Raw genomic sequence first — 18,291 nt, forward strand, 5'->3', positions numbered from 1 at the left:
CCGGCGCCTCGGGGGCCGTCAGAGGGCCTTCTCGAAGAAATGGTTTGGGTAGGGATCGTCGTTGAAGCGGTCGATCTCCACCCAGCCCGAGGTCCGGTAGAGCTTCAAGGCCTCCGGCAGGGCGCTGTTTGTGTCGAGCCGCAGCGTCCGGACGCCGAGGTCGCGGGCGACGCGCTCGGCCTCGTGCATCAGGCGCTTGGCGAGGCCCAGGCCACGGGCCACGGGATCGATCCAGAGCCGCTTGATCTCCGCCGCCGGACCGCCGCGCCCCTTGAGCCCGACGCATCCGACCGGCAGCCCGTCGGCCACGGCGAGCAGGAAAGCGCCGCGCGGCCGCACCAGATCGCCGGCTTCCGGATCGCACGACAGCGCGACATCGAACCCGCCGGCGAACCGGGTGGCCAACTCGGTGTAATAGGCCGCGAGGCAGGCGCGGGCCGCCGAATCGGCCGGATCGGCCTCGACGATCGTGATGGCGTCGCGGCCAAGGGCGAGGGCGACCCGATCCATGGCGCGCAGAAGGGCATCGGGTTGCGACGCGCGCTCCAGCAGCGCGACGGCGCGGGCATCCGACAGCGCCTCGTAGGCCTCGTATTCCCGCTCACCCGCCTCGGTCAGGGACGCGACCCGGCGCCGGGCGTCCGCGGGATGCGGCGCCGTGGCGACCAGCCCCTCCTCCTCCAGATTCCGCAGCAGACGGCTCATCAGCCCGGAATCGAGGCCGAGATAGGTGCGGATCTCGCCGACCTCCGCGCGTCCGGCACCGATGGCGTTCAGGACGCGGGCGGCGCCCAAGGGACGGCCCCGGCCGAGGAACGAGGAGTCGAGCGCCCCAACCTCCGCGGTGACGGCGCGGGCGAACCGGCGGACGCGGGCGATGTCGGCGGACGTCATGATACCTGACTAAAGTCAGATATCGACTTCGGTCAATCGCCAAAGTCGGAGAAGCCGCCGCGGATCGCGCCCGAGGCCTCGGCCGTCGCCAGCGTCCTCGGGGCGATCAGCGCGTCACGCTCGTCGGCGTAGCGGTAGCCCGGCGCCTCGCCGGGGAAGCCGCCGGAGGTAGCCGGATGGGTGTAGAGTTCGGTCAGGCCGTCCGGAAGCTCGGCCAGCAGTGCCGCGACGCGGGTCGGCGTCATGGCGCCGGACCATGCGAGGCCGAGGGTGCGGTCCGGGATCAGCAGCCCGGCCTGCCGGGCGCGCACGGCGAGCAAGGCCGCCCAGGGGGCGATGTCGAGGGCCGGCCGCGGGCGGGCGCCGGGTTCGGCGCGCCGCAGGATCTCCCGCGGCTCCCGGGGCACCCGCAGGGCGCGCATCCCGAAGTCGCGGCCGATGCGCAGAACCGCGCCCGCAATCAGCGGGTGGACGTGGAAGTGCTTGTGAGCGTTGACATGGTCCAGCGGCAGGCCGGTCGCCTGGTAAGCCTCGAACTGCGCCCGGATCTCGGCGGCGAGTTGTCGGCGTGCAGCGGGCTTGCGGGCGAAATCGAGGCCCAGCCGGCCCATATCGGCGCGCATCAGGCCGGCCGCATCGGTCAGGTCGGGGAGTTGCGCCGAAGGGAGCGTCGGCCACGCCTCCACGAGGACGAGGTGCAGCCCGACCCGCAGGGACGGCGTCCGCTTCGCCCGCGCCACCGCGTCGGCGGCGGCGGGCGCCGAGACCATCAGGCTCGCGGCGGTAAGGATCCCGTCGCGATGCGCCTGCTCGACGGCCTCGTTGACCTCGGGGCTCAGCCCGAAATCATCCGCGGTGACGACCAGACGCTTCACGCAAACCTCGTAGCGGGTGTCGACGGGTCCAGGGCAGAGCCCTGGGAGAAGGGGCGGGGCTCAGCCCCGCGCGCCCCGCCGGGGCCGGTTGGCCCCGGACCCCTGACTTACGCCGCCTTCGCGGTGCCCTGGCGCTCCTTGAGGAAGCGGTAGAACTCGACGCCCTCGCGCAGGCGGCGCTTCATCATGTCGGGCGAGCGCACCATCTCGCTGACGATCGAGGCGATCTTCGGCGCCCGGAAGTAGAACTTCTTGTAGAATTCCTCGACCGAGGTGAAGATCTCGGTGTGCGAGAGGTGCGGGTAGTGCAGCGGCGCGACCTGCACGCCGTTCTCGTCGACGAGCTCGGCGTTCTCGATGTCGAGCCAGCCGTTCTCCACCGCCTGCTTGTACAGGAAGGTGCCCGGGTAGGGCGCCGCCAGCGAGACCTGGATCGTGTGCGGGTTGATCCGCTTGGCGAAGGCGATCGTCTCCTGGATCGTCTCCTTGGTCTCGCCCGGCAGGCCGAGGATGAAGGTGCCGTGGATGGCGATGCCCAGGTCGTGGCAATCCTTCGTGAATTTTTCCGCGACCTCGACCCGCATGCCCTTCTTGATGTTGTGCAGGATGGTCTGGTTGCCGGATTCGTAGCCGACCAGCAGCAGGCGCAGGCCGTTCTCCTTGAGAACCTTCAGGGTCTCGCGCGGCACGTTCGCCTTGGCGTTGCACGACCACGTGACGCCGAGCTTGCCCAGCTCGCGGGCGATCTCTTCCGCGCGCGGCAGGTTGTCGGTGAAGGTGTCGTCGTCGAAGAAGAACTCCTTGGTCTGCGGGAACTCCTTCAGGCAGTACTTGATCTCCTCGATCACGTGGGCGACCGAGCGGGTGCGGTAGGTGTGGCCGCCGACCGTCTGCGGCCAGAGGCAGAAGGTGCAGCGGCTCTTGCAGCCACGGCCCGAATAGAACGAGATGTAGGGGTGCTTCAGGTACCCGATGAAGTACTTCTCCATCTCCAGGTCGCGCTTGTAGACGCTGGTGACGAAGGGCAGCTGGTCCATGTCGGTCATGATCTCGCGGTCCTCGTTGTGGACCACGACACCGTTGGCGTCGCGATAGGACAGCCCCTTGATCTGGGACATCGGGACGCCCTCGGCGACCTCCTTGACGGTGAAGTCGAACTCGTTGCGGGCGCAGAAATCGACCACCGGGGCCTGGGCCATCGCGCCGGCGGCGTCGACCGCGACCTTGGCGCCGATCAGGCCGGCGATCAGCTTCGGATTGGCGGCCTTGAGCGCCTCGATCGTCTTCACGTCGGACTTGAACGACGGCACCGAGGTGTGGAGCACGACGAGGTCGAAGTCGTTGGCCTGCGCCACGATCTCGGGGAGCTTGATGTTGTGCGGCGGCGCGTCGATCAGCTTCGAGTTCGGCACCAGGGCGGCCGGCTGGGCCAGCCAGGTCGGGTACCAGAACGACTTGATCTCGCGCTTGGCCTGATAACGGGAGCCGGCACCGCCGTCGAAACCGTCGAAGGTGGGGGCCTGGAGGAAGAGCGTGCGCATGGGGTTCAAGGCCTCAGGGCAATGCCGGGGGAGGGCGGAGGAACGAGGAAGCCGGGTTCAGCGGAGCGGCGCGCCGGCATCGCGGCCGAGTTCGGCGTCCGGGATCAGGGTGCCATCCGCAACCACGTGATAATCGTGACCTTTCCATGTCACCGCCCCCGACACGAAGGCCCAGGAGAAGTTCAGGAAGGAGAGGATGTCGCGGATCGGCAACAGTCCGTAGGGGTGCGGGGCGAGGCCGAAGGCCCGCTCCAGCTGCCGGCAGAGCAGGACGCGGCTCGCCAGCGCCGCGGCCGCGACCCAGAGCGCGCCGGTGCCGGCGCCCGGCAGCAGGGCGCCGAGCAGGGCGAGGGGGAAGGCGTGGGTGACGATCGAGCCCGCATAGCCCGCCGGATCGACGGCGCGGATCGTGCGGTTCCAGCGCAGCTCGTGCCGCCACAGGCCGGAGAGATCGGTATCGACGCTGGTATGGCCGATGGTGAAGCTCGGAATCGCCACGCGGCCGCCGAGGCCGCGCAGGGCGGCGCCGATGGCGTAATCGTCCGCCAGGTCGTTGCGGAAGGTGCGGAAGCCCCCCACCGCCTCGAGGCTCGCCCGGGTGAAGGCCACGGTGGAACCGAAGCAGGGCTTCGCCAGCCCGAGGCTCAGGCCCATCACGACGTTGGGCAGGAACTGGGTGTCGATCGCCAGCGTCGACAGCTGGTCGTAGAGCCCCCGGAAGGCCGGGACGCCGTGATACAGGCAGGTGACGCCGGTGACGCCGTCCTGCGAGAGCTCCGCGACGAGGCGCTCCAGGTAGTCGGGGCCCACCACCATGTCGCTGTCGGCCAGCACCACCACGTCGTACGCGATGGCCTCGGCCATGTTGATCAGGTTCGAGACCTTGCGGTTCGAGCCGTGCTGGCGGCCGTCGATCACGAGGTCGATGCGCGCCTCGGGATAGGCCTGCTGCAGGCGCTCCACCACGCCGATAGCCGGATCCGTGGTCCTCTGGACGCCGAACAGAACCTGGACCGGCCCGGCATAATCCTGGCGCAGCACGGTCTCCAGATTTTCGTAGAGGTTCGGTTCGAGGCCGCAGAGCGGCTTGAGCACGGTCACGGAGGGCCGGGCTGCGCTGGCGGCGAGCACCGGCGGGCGCCGGGCCGCATAGCGGCCGGCGCAATAGGCGGCGGTCAGACCGTAGACGCAGCCCGCCGCCGCCAGGATCAGGCAGAGCAGCGAGAACCACGAGAGGCCGAGCAACGCCAGCGAGGAGACATCCATCCGGTCGGGTCCGTGCGGTCGTCCGGCCGCCCTCAGGCGGCGATGGCCGCGAGCGGCCGGTTCAGGTCGGCGCTGGCGGCGCCGCTCACGGTGTCGGCTTGGCCGCGAGCATGCCGTCGGCCCGCTGGCGGAGGAACTTCACGACGCCGTCGGCGCCACCGGCCTTCAGCGGCGCCGACAGGGCGTTCCGCTGCGCGGCGATCTCGCTGACATCGCCGTTGAGCAGGACGTCCTGGATGCGGTTGTCGCCATTGACGACGAAGTCCACGGCGGAATCGTCGCCGTCCGCGGCGGTGACGCGGGTCGGCACCACGCGCTGGGCGCCCCGCTCCTCGACCTTCGGGGTCACGTCGAACTTGCCGCCGGCGGCGCGGGCCAGCCGGTTGGCGTAGGTGACGGTCAGGCTGCGCTTGAAGGCGTCGATCACCGCCGCCTGCTGCTCCGGCGTGAAGCTCGACCATTTCGCGCCCACAGCGATGCGGGTCATGGCCGGAAAATCAAATGCCTTGTCGAGGGCCGGGCCGACGGCCTCGACCCGTGCCGGCAGGGGGCCGGGCCCGTCCTTCAGCGCGGCCGCGAAGGCGGCGTAGAGATCGCGCACGGTCTGAACGGCGGGATCGTCCGCGGCCCAAGAGGAAACCGGGACGAGCCAGGACAGGGCCAAGGGAGCGGCAATGAGGGCGGCCGCGAGCCGTCGGGTCAGGCGCACTTCTTCAACTCCTCGCCGTCGCCGAGTCGCGCCCCCATGCGCGGCGGGGCGTAGCTGTAGAACGGTCCGAGGGTCGCGGGCTGCGCGATCATCCTCTTGGCCTTGCGTCCCGCCTCCGGCTCCGGCTCGCGCTCCTCCTCCGGCGCCTCGGCGCGGAGACGGGCCTCGATCCGGTGCCAGAGCAGGAGGCTCGGGAGCCCGACGCCGAGATCGGCGAAGCGCTTGACCAGGGAGAGGGCGAGCGCCGCCTCGACCGGAATGTTGAACAGGCCGCACAGGGCGATCAGGCCGCCTTCCTGCGCGCCGAGCGCACCCGGCACCGCGAAGGCCGCACCGCGCACCGCCTGGGCGAGGCTCTCGATCATCAGCGCCTGCGCGAAATCGATGGGGTAGCCCATGAAGCGCAGGCAGACATAGACCTCGAGCGTTCCGATCACCCATCCGGCCAGGTGGACCACCAGGGCCAGCACGAAGCGGCCGTGGTTGCCGTAGAGGCGGCGCAGGCTGTCGTAGAGCTGATCGATGGCGCCGAAGGCCCGCCATTCGCGCCCGGAGGCGAAGCGGCTGAGCAGGCCCTGGATCAGGCGGTGACCGGCCCGCCGCTGGATCAGGTAGAACGCGCCGAGCGCCGGCACCGCCAGGGCCAGGCCGCCCTCGACCGTGCGGGCGATGGGGCCGTCGCCGGAGATCAGGACCAGCAGGGCGAGACCGATCACCGTGAACAGGAGCTGCGTCAGCGCCTGGGTCATCAGATCGACGAACATGCTGGCGCCCGCGAGCGCCCCCGGGACGTTGCGCTTCGACAGAAGGCGCGCGCCGACGAAGTCGCCGCCGACGGTGGCCACGGGCAGCAGCGTGTTGATGCCCTCGCGCACGAACCGGAGCGAGATGCAGTCGGCGAGCTTGGTCGCGCCGGCCGGGAACACGACGTACCAGCCGAGCCCCGCCCAGGCGACGGCCACGATCCGGGCCAGCACCACGAGGGCGGCGCCCCAGCCGGCGCTCACGACGGCGGCCGACACGTCCTCCAGTCCGGAGGACATGAACAGGCCGACGACTGTGCACAGACCGGCAATCGAGGCCAGAGTCGTCAGGCGCTTCATTGTCGTCTTTCAAGCTCGCAAAAGGCTTGATGCGGGAAATCGGTCACGGTCGCGGCAGAAATAGGTCCGCCGGGCCAGGAACGTTTCTGTCACGTTGCAGCAGGGATTAGCGGTGTCTATCACCCGTTTGACACACCGAGGGCCAAAGCGGCGGCAGGGCTGGGAAGCCCGCGCAGAAGGCCGCGGCACGTCGCAGAAGGGGCACACGTCATGGAGCGCGAATCACCGATCACGGCCGCTGAGGCCGTGACCGACGACACGCATGCGAGCGGATTCCCCGGCGGGACCGGTCCGGGCGTGCCCGTGCCCCAGTCGCCGGTGATGGCCTGGAACGAGTGGGATCCGCTGGAAGAGGTGATCGTCGGCTCGCTGGACGGCGCCACGATCCCGACCCACCACTTGACCGTGATCTTCAACCTGCCGCGCGCCGCGCAGCCGTTTTACCGGCTGGCGAGCGGCTGGAAGTATCCGAAATTCATGAAGAAGCTCGCCCAGGCCGAGCTCGACAACTTCATCACCATCCTGGCCGGCGAGGGCGTGAAGGTCCGTCGGCCCGACGCGGTGGATTTCTCCAAGAAGTTCAAGGCGCCGCGCTGGTCCTCCCGGGGCTTCTGCGTCGCCTGCCCGCGCGACCCGTACCTCGTCATCGGCGACGAGATCATCGAGAGCCCGATGTGCTGGCGCTCGCGCTACTTCGAGGGTGACGCCTACCGGTCGCTGTTCAAGGAGTATTTCCGCGCCGGCGCCCGCTGGACTTCGGCCCCGCGCCCGCAGCTGACCGACGACCTCTACAATTACGATTACCGGGTGCCGAATCTGAAGGCCGGCGAGCCCATGCAGTTCACGGTCAACGAGTTCGAGCCGGTCTTCGACGCCGCCGACTTCGTCCGCTGCGGCCGCGACCTGTTCGTCACCCGCTCGAACGTCACGAACCTGATGGGCATCGAGTGGCTGCGCCGCCACCTCGGCCCGGGCTTCCGGATCCACGAGATCGAGAGCCGCTGCCCGCAGCCGATGCATATCGACTCGTCGTTCATGCCGCTCGCCCCCGGCAAGGTGCTGGTGAACCCGGATTACGTCGACGTCGAGAAGCTGCCGGCCGTGCTCAAGAAGTGGGACGTGCTGGTCGCGCCGCGCCCCGACCCGGTCGAGGGCTTCATGAGCAAGATCTCGATGTGCTCGCCCTGGACCTCGATCAACGTTCTGGCGATCACCGAGAAGAAGATCGTCGTCGACCAGAGCCAGCCGACGCTGATCAAGGCGCTCAAGGATTGGGGCTTCGATCCGATCCCGGCGCCGTTCCTCAGCTACGGCCCCTTCGGCGGCTCGTTCCATTGCGCGACCCTCGACGTCCGCCGCCGCGGCGTGCTGAAGTCGTACTTCTAGGACCCGCCGACCTGACCATCCGTCATTCCGGGCTCGCCTGCGGCGCCCGGAATGACGGGCGACGGTGCGATTTTCGGGACCGTGACGCTCACCGCGCCGCGATGCCTTCGATCAGCGCCTTGTTGAACCCCTCCGGGTCGGACATCTGCGGTGCGTGGCCGAGATCCGGAAACTCCACGAGCCGCGCATTCGGGATGGCCTTCGCGGCCGCCCTGCCGAGTGCGGGGTAGTTTCCGAGGTGCCCCCGCATCTCCGGCGGCGCCAGATCCTTCCCGATCGCCGTGGTATCCTTCTGGCCGATCAGCAGCAGGGTCGGTACCGCGATCTGCGGGAAGCGGTAGACCACCGGCTGGGTCAGGATCATGTCGTAGAGAAGCGCCGAATCCCAGGCGACCGCCTCCTTGCCGGGGCCGTTATTGAGTCCCGCCAGCATCGCCACCCAGGGCTCGTAGCGCGGCTCCCAGGCGCCGGCGTAGTAGGTCGCCTTCTCGTAGGCGCGGATCGATTCCGCCGTCACCTTCAGCTCGCGCTGATACCATTGCTCGATCGAGGTGGGCGGCACGCCCTTGGCGGCCCAATCCTCGAGGCCGATCGGGTTGACCAGCACGAGCTGTTCCACCGCTGCGGGATAGAGCAGGGCGTAATGGGCGGCCAGCATGCCGCCCGTGGAATGGCCGACCAGGATCGGGCGCTCGACCCCGAGCCTGGCCAGCAAGGCGTGGGTGTTCTCGGCGAGTTGCCGGAAGGTGAACTGGTAGGCTGCCGGCTTGCTCGACTTGCAGAAGCCGATCTGGTCCGGCGCGACCACGCGATATCCGGCCGCGCTGAGGGCACGGATCTGGCTCTCCCAGGTGGCGGCGCAGAAATTCTTGCCGTGCAGCAGCACGGCGGTGCGACCGTTCGGCGTCGCCGGACGGATATCGAGATAGGCCATCTGCAGCGGCTGGCGCTGTGACGTGACGGTGAAGCGCTCCACCGGGAACGGGTAGGCGAAGCCTTCGAGCTCCGGGCCGTAGCTCGGCAGCGGCTCGGCATGGACACCGCCGGGCTGTGCGAGGATCAGCAGGAGGGAAGTGAGGACGGTTCTGAGCATCGGCAGCGTCGGAGCCTGATCTGTGCGCGGCGCGAGGCGCCGCGCCGCACGCTCAGATCGTGCATTCAGGCCGCCCTGTCCATGCGCCGCCCCGGCGGCGCGAGCCGTCCTTCGATCCCCGAGGTCCGGATACCGGCTCGCCGGAGCGGCCGAATCAGCCCTTCACATACCAACCGTCGAACATGGAAAAAGCCTCGAATTTTCGACGATACCCGTTCCGCTGCATCAGATCACAAATGTCGTTGCGTCGATCGGTATAGTTATGCTCGACGGTCAGCAACCTGATATCGTATTCGGAAAAGTCGAAATCCTTCAGAATATCGTATTCGCTGCCTTCTGTATCGATGCTCACATAATCGATCTGCCTTGGCGCGTCGGCCGAACGGAGGAAGCTCCGAAGCGTCACGGTCTCGACGTCGTACCGAACGCCACTTCGGCGGCGGCCCGCATGAAGGTCGGCATACGACAAGGCATCGAGGGTCGAGAACTCCGCCTCAGGCGTTTCGTTGAACGGGAGCTTCGCCCCGTCCTCCGTGTAGACGCAGCGATCCGTGATGAAGCACGTCCGCTTCGCGCGAAGCTTGTCGTGCCAGATGCGGGCCGGTTCCGCGACGGCGCCCTGCCAGCCGAAGACCTCCTCCAGCAGCAGCGTATTGCTCAGGGTCGAACCGTCACAGGCTCCCAGCTCCACGAAGTAGCCGTTCCGCTTCTGCCCAAGCTCGTACAGGACCCACAAATCCTGCAGCAGCTGCGCGTTCGAGAGCGCCGCCCTCCGGGCCGCATAGATCAGGAAATCGACCTGGTCGCCATGGCCGTCCCGGCCCGGATTGAGGACACCCTTGATGTCCCGAATGGATGCATCCAGGGACTCTCTCACGTCCAGGATCGATTTGAACACTTTCAGGAACTGCGTTTCCACGATCGTATCCCCGCTCAGTCCACCTGCTGTCGACATCTGAGATGCCGCAGCCGCCCACCCGCCCATCCAATAACGACCTCGAAATTCAGTATTTATTCGACATATAATTCCGATACATAATCTCTTTGAGCCAGAATTCGCTCAAGATAACGAAGCTTTTTCAGCAAACATTCCGGTGTTCACGCGCCGGATCAAGCCATACAATGATGACAGAGCGATTCAAGTCTGAAAAGCAGGGCACTATACGTTCGTTAAAAATCGTGGCCGCGACAAAATCGACCGAATATATCTTAACAAATCAGCGGTATAAATTTTATAGAGCAGATATTTATGGGTTTTCTATTGGCACCCATCCGTCATGGAGCTATCTCTTCAACGCCATGCGGCGACGCCTCTGCACAGGATTCGATGATCGGCAATGACCCGGCTCCCGCGATCAACCCTCCTGCTGGCGATCCTGGCCTGCCTTCCCGCCGGGGTGGCATGCGCGGCCGATGCCTGCGACGTCCTGACCGCGCAGGTGATCCGCGCCACGGGCGCCTCCCTGGCCGGTCGGACGGGTCCTATCGCCGTGTTCCGGGCGCAGGACGCCGAGCGGATGAGCCTCGATTGCCGCGCCCCGGCCCGGCTCACCGTGGCATCCCTCGATCGCGAGCCGACCCCGGCCTACTTCATCCTGATGGGCCGCGCAGCGCAGGCACTGGCCGGCGCCGATGCCGTTTCGGCCGAGGGCCTCGCGCTCAATCTCCACCAGTCCAGCCTTCTGACGCAGGCCCCGCGCCGGGGCGGCACCGGACCGGTCGTGATGCTGTGCGAGACCGGCCCCCGGACCGGCAGCCTGCGGGATGACCTCACGGTCTGCCGGGTGGCCCGCCGGCCCGGGCTTTCGCGGATCCGCCGCGCGGGCTAGACCGGCCGGCATGTCGAAGATCGAGACACCCGGCCCCGTCGTCCAAGTTGGTGGCGTGCGCTTCGCCAACCACCTGCCGCTGACGCTGATCGCCGGCCCGTGTCAGCTCGAAGGGCGCAATCACGCCCTCGAGATCGCGGCCGCGCTCAAGGAGATGGCCGCGGGCCTCGGCCTGGGCCTCGTGTTCAAGACCTCGTTCGACAAGGCCAACCGCACGTCGGGCGGCGCCGCACGCGGCATCGGCCTCGACGGGGCGCTCCCGGTCTTCGCCGAAATCCGCGAATCGCTCGGGCTGCCGGTGCTGACCGATGTGCATGCCGCCGAGCAATGCGCCCGCGCCGCCGAGGCGGTGGACGTGCTCCAGATCCCCGCCTTCCTGTGCCGCCAGACCGACCTGCTGCTGGCCGCCGCCGCGACCGGCCGGGCGGTCAACATCAAGAAGGGGCAGTTCCTGGCCCCGTGGGACATGAAGCATGTCGCCGCCAAGGTGACCGGGGCCGGCAATCCCAACGTCATCGTCACCGAGCGCGGCGCTTCCTTCGGCTACAACACACTCGTCTCGGACATGCGCAGCCTGCCGATCATGGCGCAGGTCACGCAGGGCGCGCCGGTGGTGTTCGACGCCACCCACTCGGTCCAGCAGCCCGGCGGACAGGGATCGAGTTCCGGCGGCCAGCGGGAATTCGTCGCCGTCCTCGCCCGCGCCGCCGTGGCGGTGGGCGTGGCGGGGGTGTTCATCGAGACCCATCCCGATCCGGACAGGGCGCCCTCCGACGGCCCCAACATGGTGGCGCTGAAGGACATGCCGGCGCTGATCGAGGAGCTCCTCGCCTTCGACCGCCTCGCCAAGCGCCGGACCGCCTGACGGGTTCAGGCCCCTGCCGGCTCCAGCACGTGGATCCGCAGGGGCTGGACGAGGCGAAACGGCCCGTCGGCTTCGCGCGCGGCCGCCTTGAGGAAGGCTTCCTCCACGACGGGGCGCCGTTCCCGGATGGTCGCCTCGCGGGCCGGGTCCACGGCACTGACGCGGGCGAGAAAAGCGTCGAGGGACTCGAAGCTCTCATGCCGCGCGACGGTCACGTCGCGGCGGCACGCGTAAGCGCCGCGGGCGAGGGCGGACGCGATGGCATCCTGGGCGGCGGCCCGGACCGCGGTCTCGTCCTCGATCGGCCGCAGGGCATCGAAGAAGCTGCCCTCGGCCAAAGGCTCCACGACGACGAGGCGACCGCCGGGGACTAAAACGCGTGCCGCCTCGGCGAGGGCGGCCGCCGGGTCGGGTACATGGTGCAGGGCGTTCAGCATCACGGCGCCCTGGAAGCTGGCATCGGGGAAGGGCAGGGCCTCCCCGGTTGCGGATTCGAAGCGCGCCTCCGGCACGGCGTCCCGGGCCCTGGCGAGCGCCGCCGCGCCGGGATCGATCCCGGTGACCTCTGCCCCCGCATCGACCAGCCTCCGCGCGAGCGTCCCGGACCCGCAGCCGATATCGAGGATCCGCTTGCCGGCCAGCGGCGCGAAACTGTCGCGAATCAGGGTCAGCGCATCCATCGTCGGTCCTCCGAGCCGAGCCGTAGCATGACCGATCCGAGGAGACATGGTTTTCCGCCTCCGGGATCGGACGGCCGTCCTGACGCCAGGACTGGAATCCCGCCCTGTATAGTCACCCCGCCGGCCGGGCTGGCTATTATCAAGAGTTGGGATACCGTCCGCACGCAGAGGCGCAAGCTTGACCGCAGGCCGTGATAAAGACGGGCACGATGAACGGCGGTTCATAATCCCGACCGCGTGCGGATCCGCACGCATGGACGGAGCGAAATCTGGAACTGTCTGGGTGCGGCCACGTTATTGGGCATGTTCGATCGAGGATCGAGAAGGAACACTATGCGCAAGATCGGTATCATCGCCACTGCTGCCGCCATGGCCATCGGCAGCGTCGCTGCGACCACCGGCGCCGAGGCGCGTCCCTACGGCTACCACGGTGGCTACGGCGGTTACGGTCACGGCTACTACCGCGGCCGTCGCGGCATCGGCACCGGCGCCGCCATCGGCCTGGGCATTGCCGGCCTCGCCGCCGGTGCGATCGCCGCCGGTGCGGCCCGCGACAGCTACTACGGTGGCGGCTACGGCTACGCCCCGTCCTACGGCTACGGCTACGCTCCGGTCTATGGCGGCTACGGCTACGCCGCCCCGGGCTACGGCTACTACGGCTACGGCTACTAAGATCTGAGATCCGAACGGATCGGGGGCGACCGGCGCGAGCCGGTCGCCTTTTTTGTGCGCGCTCCGCCGTCGAAACAGGGCCCGCTCACCGTCCGCGATAGGGCGGCACGCCGGGATCCGGGAGCCAGGCGTTCTTCGGCAGTTCGCCCGCCTGCCAGAACACGTCGATCGGGATGCCGCCGCGGGGATACCAGAAGCCGCCGATGCGCAGGTAGCGCGGCTCCAGCAGGTCGCGAAGCCGCTTGCCGATCGCCACCGTGCAATCCTCGTGGAACGCGCCGTGGTTCCGGAAGGAACCGAGGTAGAGCTTCAGCGACTTCGATTCCACCAGCCACGCGCCGGGCACGTAGTCGATCACCAGGATCGCGAAATCCGGCTGCCCGGTGACCGGACAGATCGAGGTGAATTCGGGCGCGGTGAACCGCGCGACGTAATCGGTATCCGCGTGGGGGTTCGGGACCCGGTCGAGCCGCGCCTCCTCGGGGGAGGTGGGGAAGGGCGTCGGCTGGCCGAGCTGGAGGTCGTTCGTATCCGTCATGGCCCGCATATAAAGCGCGCCGCCGCCGCGCGCATCCGTTTGATCCGCGGCGCTTTCTCCGGAGGATCGGACGCCGCTCGGCCCGCTCCGGAGCTTGCCGCCGGCCGCGGCTTGACGGATAAGCCGCCGCGATGCGCCGCACCCCTGATTTGGGTACGGCCGCCGACCCGCGGCCCCCGCGAGAGGACGTTCCATGACCGCGATCACCAATATCAGCGCCCGCGAGATTCTCGACAGCCGCGGCAACCCCACGGTCGAGGTCGACGTCATCCTGGAGGACGGCTCCTTCGGCCGCGCCGCGGTGCCGTCGGGCGCCTCCACCGGCGCCCACGAGGCGGTGGAGCTGCGCGACGGCGACAAGAGCCGTTTCCTCGGCAAGGGCGTGCTGAAGGCGGTCGAGGCGGCCCAGACCGAGATCCTCGACGCGATCGGCGGCATGGAGGCCGAGGATCAGGTCGCGGTCGACGAGGCGATGATCGAGCTCGACGGCACGCCCAACAAGGCCCGCCTCGGCGCCAACGCGATCCTGGGCGTGTCGCTGGCGGTGGCCAAGGCCGCGGCGGAAGCCTCGGGCCTGCCGCTCTACCGCTATGTCGGCGGCGTGCAGGGCCGGGTCCTGCCGGTTCCGATGATGAACATCATCAACGGCGGCGCGCACGCCGACAACCCGATCGACTTCCAGGAATTCATGATCATGCCGGTGGGCGCGGACTCGATCGCCGAGGCCGTGCGCATGGGCTCCGAGGTGTTCCACACGCTCAAGGCCAAGCTCAAGAAGGCCGGGCACAACACCAATGTCGGCGACGAGGGCGGCTTCGCCCCGAACCTGCCGTCGGCCGAGGCCGCCCTCGATTTCGTGATGGACGCGATCAGCGCCGCCGGCTTCAAGCCCGGCCAGGACATGGCGCTCGCCCTCGACTGCGCCGCCACCGAGTTCTTCAAGGACGGCGCCTACGCGTATGAGGGCGAGGGCACGACCCGCACCATCGAGGCGCAGGTCGACTACCTCGCGCAGCTCGTCGCGACCTACCCGATCGTCTCCATCGAGGACGGCATGTCGGAGGACGACTGGGCCGGCTGGAAGCTCCTGACCGACAAGATCGGCGACCGCTGCCAGCTCGTGGGCGACGACCTGTTCGTCACCAACGTCGAGCGCCTGTCCCGCGGCATCGCCGAGGGCACGGCCAACTCGATCCTGATCAAGGTCAACCAGATCGGCTCGCTCACCGAGACGCTGGCGGCGGTCGATATGGCCCAGCGCGCCGGCTACACCGCGGTGATGTCGCACCGCTCGGGTGAGACCGAGGATTCGACCATCGCGGACCTCGCGGTCGCCACCAATTGCGGACAGATCAAGACCGGCTCGCTCGCCCGCTCGGACAGACTGGCCAAGTACAACCAGCTGATCCGCATCGAGGAGGGCCTGGGCCCGCAGGCCCTCTACGCCGGCCCGTCGGCGCTCAAGCAGCTCGCCCGCCGCTGATCCGGCGGATCCTGCTGGCCGGCCTGCTCATCCTCGGAGCGGCCGGCCCCGCCGGCGCGGACCCGCTCTGCGACGGCGCCCGCCCGACGCTCAGCGCGCAGCTGCTGTTCGGTCTGTCGCGGCCGGACGGCGGCCGCGTCTCGGAAAAGGCCTTCGCCCGGTTCCTGGCCGAGCGGATCACCCCCCGCTTCCCGGACGGGCTGACCGTGTTCGCGGGCCGGGGCCAGTGGCGCGGACCGGACGGACGGGTCGTCCGCGAGGCCGCCCGCATCGTCCTGATCGTCACCGAGCCGACGCCCGAGGCGGTCGCGGCCCTGCGCGCCATCCAGGACGCGTATCGGAGCCGCTTCGCGCAGGGCGCGGTCGGGCTGGTGCTGCAGCGGAGCTGCGCGCTGTTCTGAGGGCTTCGGACAGTCAGGCCGCGGAGCCCACGCGCTTTCCCCCTGCGAGGGAGGGAGATGCGCGGCGCCGTCGTCGAATCCTGGTCCCGGAACAATCCGGCCCCGCCTCAGGCCTCCGTGGCCCCGAACTACTCCCTGGGAACGGTCCAGACCCGCATCGGCCGCGACAGGCCTCGCAACTCGATCGTCCCGACCGGCTCCAGCTGCCGCGCGCAGCGCTCGGCGAAGGAGTCCGACACGAGGAGGTCGTGGCCGAGAGCCGCGCACTGGCTCTCGATCCGGCTGGCCTCGTTCACCGCGCGCCCGATGATGGTGAAGTCGAGCCGCCGCTCGGTCCCGACATTGCCGTAGATCACCGTCCCGAAATGCACGACGCAATCGGCGGCGAGTTCGGGCAGATCCGCGGCGCGGCGGCGGGCGTTGAGCGCCGCGTTGGCGGCGAGCCCATCGGTCGCGGCGTTCAGGGCGGCGCCGCAGACCGGGCAGGGGAGGGTTCCGGCGTCCGGGACCGGGAAGACCGCCAGGAAGCCGTCGCCCAGGAACTTCAGGATCTCGCCGCCGTGCCGCGCCACCGGGTCGCCGAGGGCGTCGAAATGCTCGTTGAGCCACGCGACCATGTCGGCCGGATCGATCCGGTCGGCCAGCGCCGTGAAGCCGCGCAGGTCCGTCAGAAGGATGGCCGCCGGCACGGCCCGCCCCTCGCCCCGTCGGATCTGGCCGTCGAGGATGCGCTCGGCGGTGGACCGGCCGAGATAGGTCGCCGACACCTCGCGGAACGTGTGGGCGAGGCCCATCTTGGCGATCGCCAGCGTCAGGAACGGCAGCACGTCGGCGATGGCCGACAGGTGCGCCGCGGTGAAGCCGGCGGCCTCACGGGTGCAGAACGAGACGGCGACGCCGCGCAGAGCGGTGCCGGGCGCGAACTCGACGATGTGCAGCACGTAATCGACGCCGCCCTGCGCCCCGAGGGCCTTCAGGACCGGAAAGTCGACCGCCAGTCCGGGCGCGTCGAGGCGCCAGCGGCCGAAGGTCTCGCCCTGCTCCACCAGGGCGTAGACGGGGCTCAGGAGCCAGTCGCTTTCCTCGTCGGCACCGTGGGCATTGGCCACGAAGGACATCCCTTCGCCGGCGTGCCAGTTGAGGCTGACGCCGCGCAGGGTCGGGTCGAGCGCCGGGGCCATGACGCTGACCCGCCAGACCGGGATCCCGGCTTCGACCAGCGCCTCGCAGAAGCCGGAGAGCAGGATGTCGTGGTCGTCGGTCGCCGTGGCGTGCTCGGCGATCCAGCGCCCCAGATGCGTCAGGTCCATCCCTCTGGCTCGCCCTCTGTTGGTGCCGGCCGTCGCGGCCGAAAAGATCCGTTAACCTTTCCGCGCGAGGGTCGCGCCATGGTCGTGCGCCGCCGAGTCAGAATGGTCGTGTTGCCGCTGGGTCTCTGGACCCTGTCGGCGCTCGTCGTCGGGTATTTCGTGTGGCAGGCGGAAAGCGGCAACCGCGGCCTCGAAGCCAAGAAGGCGCTGAAGATCCGCGCCTACGGTCTCACCCAGGAACTCGCCGCCGTGAAGGCCGAGCGCGCCATATGGGAGCACCGGGTCGCCCTGCTCAAGAGCGACCAGATCGACCGCGATCTTCTGGAGGAGCGTGCGCGGGTGGTGCTGGGCCGTGTCCAGGCCAACGACGTCGTGATCATCACGCCCTGATTGCCGCCGAACCCACTCCGTTAGTCCCGAAAGTGCTCTGACAAGAGCGGCTTCCTGTCAGAGCGGCAGCCCTCGCTTTCCCCTCGTCGCTGTCCTACACCCCCACGAAGTCGCGTGGAATCACGGGGAGAGCGCCGATGGACGCCGCCAAGGAGCCTGCCAAGGACGCTTCGTCCTCCCAATCGCAGGCCGCGAGCCCACAGGCCGCCGAGGCGCACAAGCCGGCGCCGAACATGCCGCAATTCACCCGCGACGAAGACCTCCACGCCTATCACGAGATGCTGCTGATCCGGCGCTTCGAGGAGAAGGCCGGCCAGCTCTACGGCATGGGCCTGATCGGCGGCTTCTGCCACCTCTACATCGGCCAGGAGGCCGTGGTGATCGGCATGCAGATGGCCTCGGTCGAGGGCGACCAGGTCATCACCGGCTACCGCGACCACGGCCACATGCTCGCCTGCGGCATGGACCCGAAGGGCGTCATGGCCGAGCTGACCGGCCGCCGCGGCGGCTACAGCCGCGGCAAGGGCGGCTCGATGCACATGTTCAGCCGCGAGAAGCAGTTCTTCGGCGGCCACGGCATCGTGGGCGCGCAGGTCTCGCTGGGCACCGGCCTCGCCTTCGCCGACCATTACCGGGAGAACGGCAAGGTCAGCCTGACCTACATGGGCGACGGCGCCGCCAACCAGGGCCAGGTCTACGAGAGCTTCAACATGGCGGCGCTCTGGAAGCTGCCGGTCGTCTACGTGATCGAGAACAACCGCTACGCCATGGGCACCTCGGTGGCCCGGGCCTCGGCGCAGACCGACTTCTCGAAGCGCGGCCTCTCCTTCGGCATCCCGGGCGAGCAGGTCGACGGCATGGACGTGCGCACGGTGCGCGAGGCCGCCACACGGGCGATCGAGCATGCCCGCACCGGCCAAGGCCCGTACATCCTGGAGATGCAGACCTACCGCTACCGCGGCCACTCCATGTCCGATCCGGCCAAGTACCGGACCAAGGACGAGGTCTCGAAGATGCGCGACGAGCACGACCCGATCGAGATGGTGCGCAAGCGCTTGCTCGAGCTGCACGGCGTGCCCGAGGCCGAGCTGAAGGCCACCGACGCGAAGGTCCGCGAGACGGTCAACGCCTCGGCCGAGTTCGCCACCAACGATCCCGAGCCGGATCCGTCCGAGCTGTGGACCGACATCCTTCTGGACGCGCACGCCTGAGCGCGGACGATACCGCTGGCCGCCCCCTAACGCATAAACGACCGC

19 protein-coding genes are annotated in these 18,291 nt (G+C 68.9%); 8 read left to right on the forward strand and 11 right to left on the reverse strand.

The features are described 5' to 3' along the window. Positions 1-18: 18 nt before the first annotated feature. From BLT59_RS23265 to BLT59_RS23290, 6 genes are all read right to left on the reverse strand, one after another. On the reverse strand, positions 19-894 hold the full coding sequence (locus tag BLT59_RS23265) for a helix-turn-helix domain-containing GNAT family N-acetyltransferase (RefSeq protein WP_091786237.1): 876 nt from the start codon (positions 892-894) through the stop codon (positions 19-21). A 32-nt stretch (positions 895-926) separates the two neighbouring features. Further along, positions 927-1,769, reverse strand: coding sequence for a hopanoid biosynthesis-associated protein HpnK (gene hpnK / locus BLT59_RS23270; protein WP_091786241.1), 843 nt, complete (start codon positions 1,767-1,769; stop codon positions 927-929). A 107-nt stretch (positions 1,770-1,876) separates the two neighbouring features. Continuing rightward, entirely contained in the window at positions 1,877-3,310 is a 1,434-nt protein-coding gene (gene hpnJ, locus BLT59_RS23275) for a hopanoid biosynthesis associated radical SAM protein HpnJ (RefSeq protein ID WP_091786244.1), read from the reverse strand. A 57-nt stretch (positions 3,311-3,367) separates the two neighbouring features. After that, the gene (hpnI, locus tag BLT59_RS23280; RefSeq protein ID WP_091786247.1) at positions 3,368-4,576 is read right to left on the reverse strand and encodes a bacteriohopanetetrol glucosamine biosynthesis glycosyltransferase HpnI; all 1,209 of its coding nucleotides are present in this window, start codon (positions 4,574-4,576) and stop codon (positions 3,368-3,370) included. Positions 4,577-4,661: 85 nt separating this feature from the next. Then, complete coding sequence (locus BLT59_RS23285; protein WP_091786250.1) at positions 4,662-5,285, reverse strand: MlaC/ttg2D family ABC transporter substrate-binding protein; 624 nt, start codon at positions 5,283-5,285, stop codon at positions 4,662-4,664. After that, a complete protein-coding gene (locus tag BLT59_RS23290) occupies positions 5,276-6,388 on the reverse strand; it encodes a flippase-like domain-containing protein (protein WP_091786254.1) in 1,113 nt (370 codons plus the stop codon). The genes BLT59_RS23285 and BLT59_RS23290 overlap by 10 nt, the downstream gene beginning before the upstream one ends. Before the next feature lie 210 nt (positions 6,389-6,598). On the opposite strand from BLT59_RS23290, the gene BLT59_RS23295 reads away from it, so the two are divergent. Next, a complete protein-coding gene (locus BLT59_RS23295) occupies positions 6,599-7,774 on the forward strand; it encodes an amidinotransferase (protein WP_091786257.1) in 1,176 nt (391 codons plus the stop codon). Between the two features lie 88 nt (positions 7,775-7,862). On the opposite strand, the gene BLT59_RS23300 is transcribed toward BLT59_RS23295, so the two are convergent. Continuing rightward, positions 7,863-8,867, reverse strand: coding sequence for an alpha/beta fold hydrolase (locus BLT59_RS23300; protein WP_091786260.1), 1,005 nt, complete (start codon positions 8,865-8,867; stop codon positions 7,863-7,865). Positions 8,868-9,021: 154 nt separating this feature from the next. Next, positions 9,022-9,786 (reverse strand): FkbM family methyltransferase, encoded by a 765-nt coding sequence (locus BLT59_RS23305; protein WP_091786263.1) that lies wholly within the window; start codon positions 9,784-9,786, stop codon positions 9,022-9,024. Positions 9,787-10,204: 418 nt separating this feature from the next. Here BLT59_RS23305 and BLT59_RS23310 point away from each other — a divergent pair, with 418 nt between their 5' ends. Beyond that, positions 10,205-10,696 (forward strand): hypothetical protein, encoded by a 492-nt coding sequence (locus BLT59_RS23310; protein WP_244514119.1) that lies wholly within the window; start codon positions 10,205-10,207, stop codon positions 10,694-10,696. 10 nt (positions 10,697-10,706) lie between these two features. After that, positions 10,707-11,561: a 3-deoxy-8-phosphooctulonate synthase gene (gene kdsA, locus BLT59_RS23315; protein ID WP_091786266.1), complete on the forward strand. Its 855-nt coding sequence runs from the start codon at positions 10,707-10,709 to the stop codon at positions 11,559-11,561. Between the two features lie 5 nt (positions 11,562-11,566). On the opposite strand, the gene BLT59_RS23320 is transcribed toward kdsA, so the two are convergent. Further along, positions 11,567-12,241: a class I SAM-dependent methyltransferase gene (locus BLT59_RS23320; RefSeq protein ID WP_091786269.1), complete on the reverse strand. Its 675-nt coding sequence runs from the start codon at positions 12,239-12,241 to the stop codon at positions 11,567-11,569. 333 nt (positions 12,242-12,574) lie between these two features. On the opposite strand from BLT59_RS23320, the gene BLT59_RS23325 reads away from it, so the two are divergent. Further along, on the forward strand, positions 12,575-12,913 hold the full coding sequence (locus BLT59_RS23325; RefSeq protein ID WP_091786272.1) for a hypothetical protein: 339 nt from the start codon (positions 12,575-12,577) through the stop codon (positions 12,911-12,913). 85 nt (positions 12,914-12,998) lie between these two features. Here the strand turns inward: BLT59_RS23325 and queF are convergent, their stop codons facing one another. Next, a complete protein-coding gene (gene queF, locus BLT59_RS23330) occupies positions 12,999-13,451 on the reverse strand; it encodes a preQ(1) synthase (protein WP_091786382.1) in 453 nt (150 codons plus the stop codon). A gap of 193 nt (positions 13,452-13,644) precedes the next feature. On the opposite strand from queF, the gene eno reads away from it, so the two are divergent. Further along, the gene (gene eno / locus BLT59_RS23335) at positions 13,645-14,934 is read left to right on the forward strand and encodes a phosphopyruvate hydratase (RefSeq protein WP_091786276.1); all 1,290 of its coding nucleotides are present in this window, start codon (positions 13,645-13,647) and stop codon (positions 14,932-14,934) included. A gap of 104 nt (positions 14,935-15,038) precedes the next feature. After that, positions 15,039-15,335 carry a DUF3574 domain-containing protein gene (locus BLT59_RS31460; protein ID WP_280141074.1) on the forward strand — a complete coding sequence of 99 codons (297 nt, stop codon included), beginning with the start codon at positions 15,039-15,041 and terminating at the stop codon, positions 15,333-15,335. A 128-nt stretch (positions 15,336-15,463) separates the two neighbouring features. On the opposite strand, the gene BLT59_RS23345 is transcribed toward BLT59_RS31460, so the two are convergent. Then, positions 15,464-16,645, reverse strand: a complete 1,182-nt coding sequence (locus BLT59_RS23345) for an adenylate/guanylate cyclase domain-containing protein (protein ID WP_091786279.1) — start codon at positions 16,643-16,645, stop codon at positions 15,464-15,466. 78 nt (positions 16,646-16,723) lie between these two features. Here BLT59_RS23345 and BLT59_RS23350 point away from each other — a divergent pair, with 78 nt between their 5' ends. Both BLT59_RS23350 and pdhA read left to right on the forward strand, forming a co-directional pair. After that, the gene (locus BLT59_RS23350) at positions 16,724-17,035 is read left to right on the forward strand and encodes an FtsB family cell division protein (protein ID WP_091786282.1); all 312 of its coding nucleotides are present in this window, start codon (positions 16,724-16,726) and stop codon (positions 17,033-17,035) included. 233 nt (positions 17,036-17,268) lie between these two features. Further along, positions 17,269-18,246, forward strand: coding sequence for a pyruvate dehydrogenase (acetyl-transferring) E1 component subunit alpha (pdhA, locus tag BLT59_RS23355; protein WP_244514122.1), 978 nt, complete (start codon positions 17,269-17,271; stop codon positions 18,244-18,246). Positions 18,247-18,291 lie beyond the last annotated feature (45 nt).

Origin of the sequence: Methylobacterium sp. UNC378MF, assembly GCF_900103195.1 — a bacterium.
GTDB lineage: Bacteria > Pseudomonadota > Alphaproteobacteria > Rhizobiales > Beijerinckiaceae > Methylobacterium.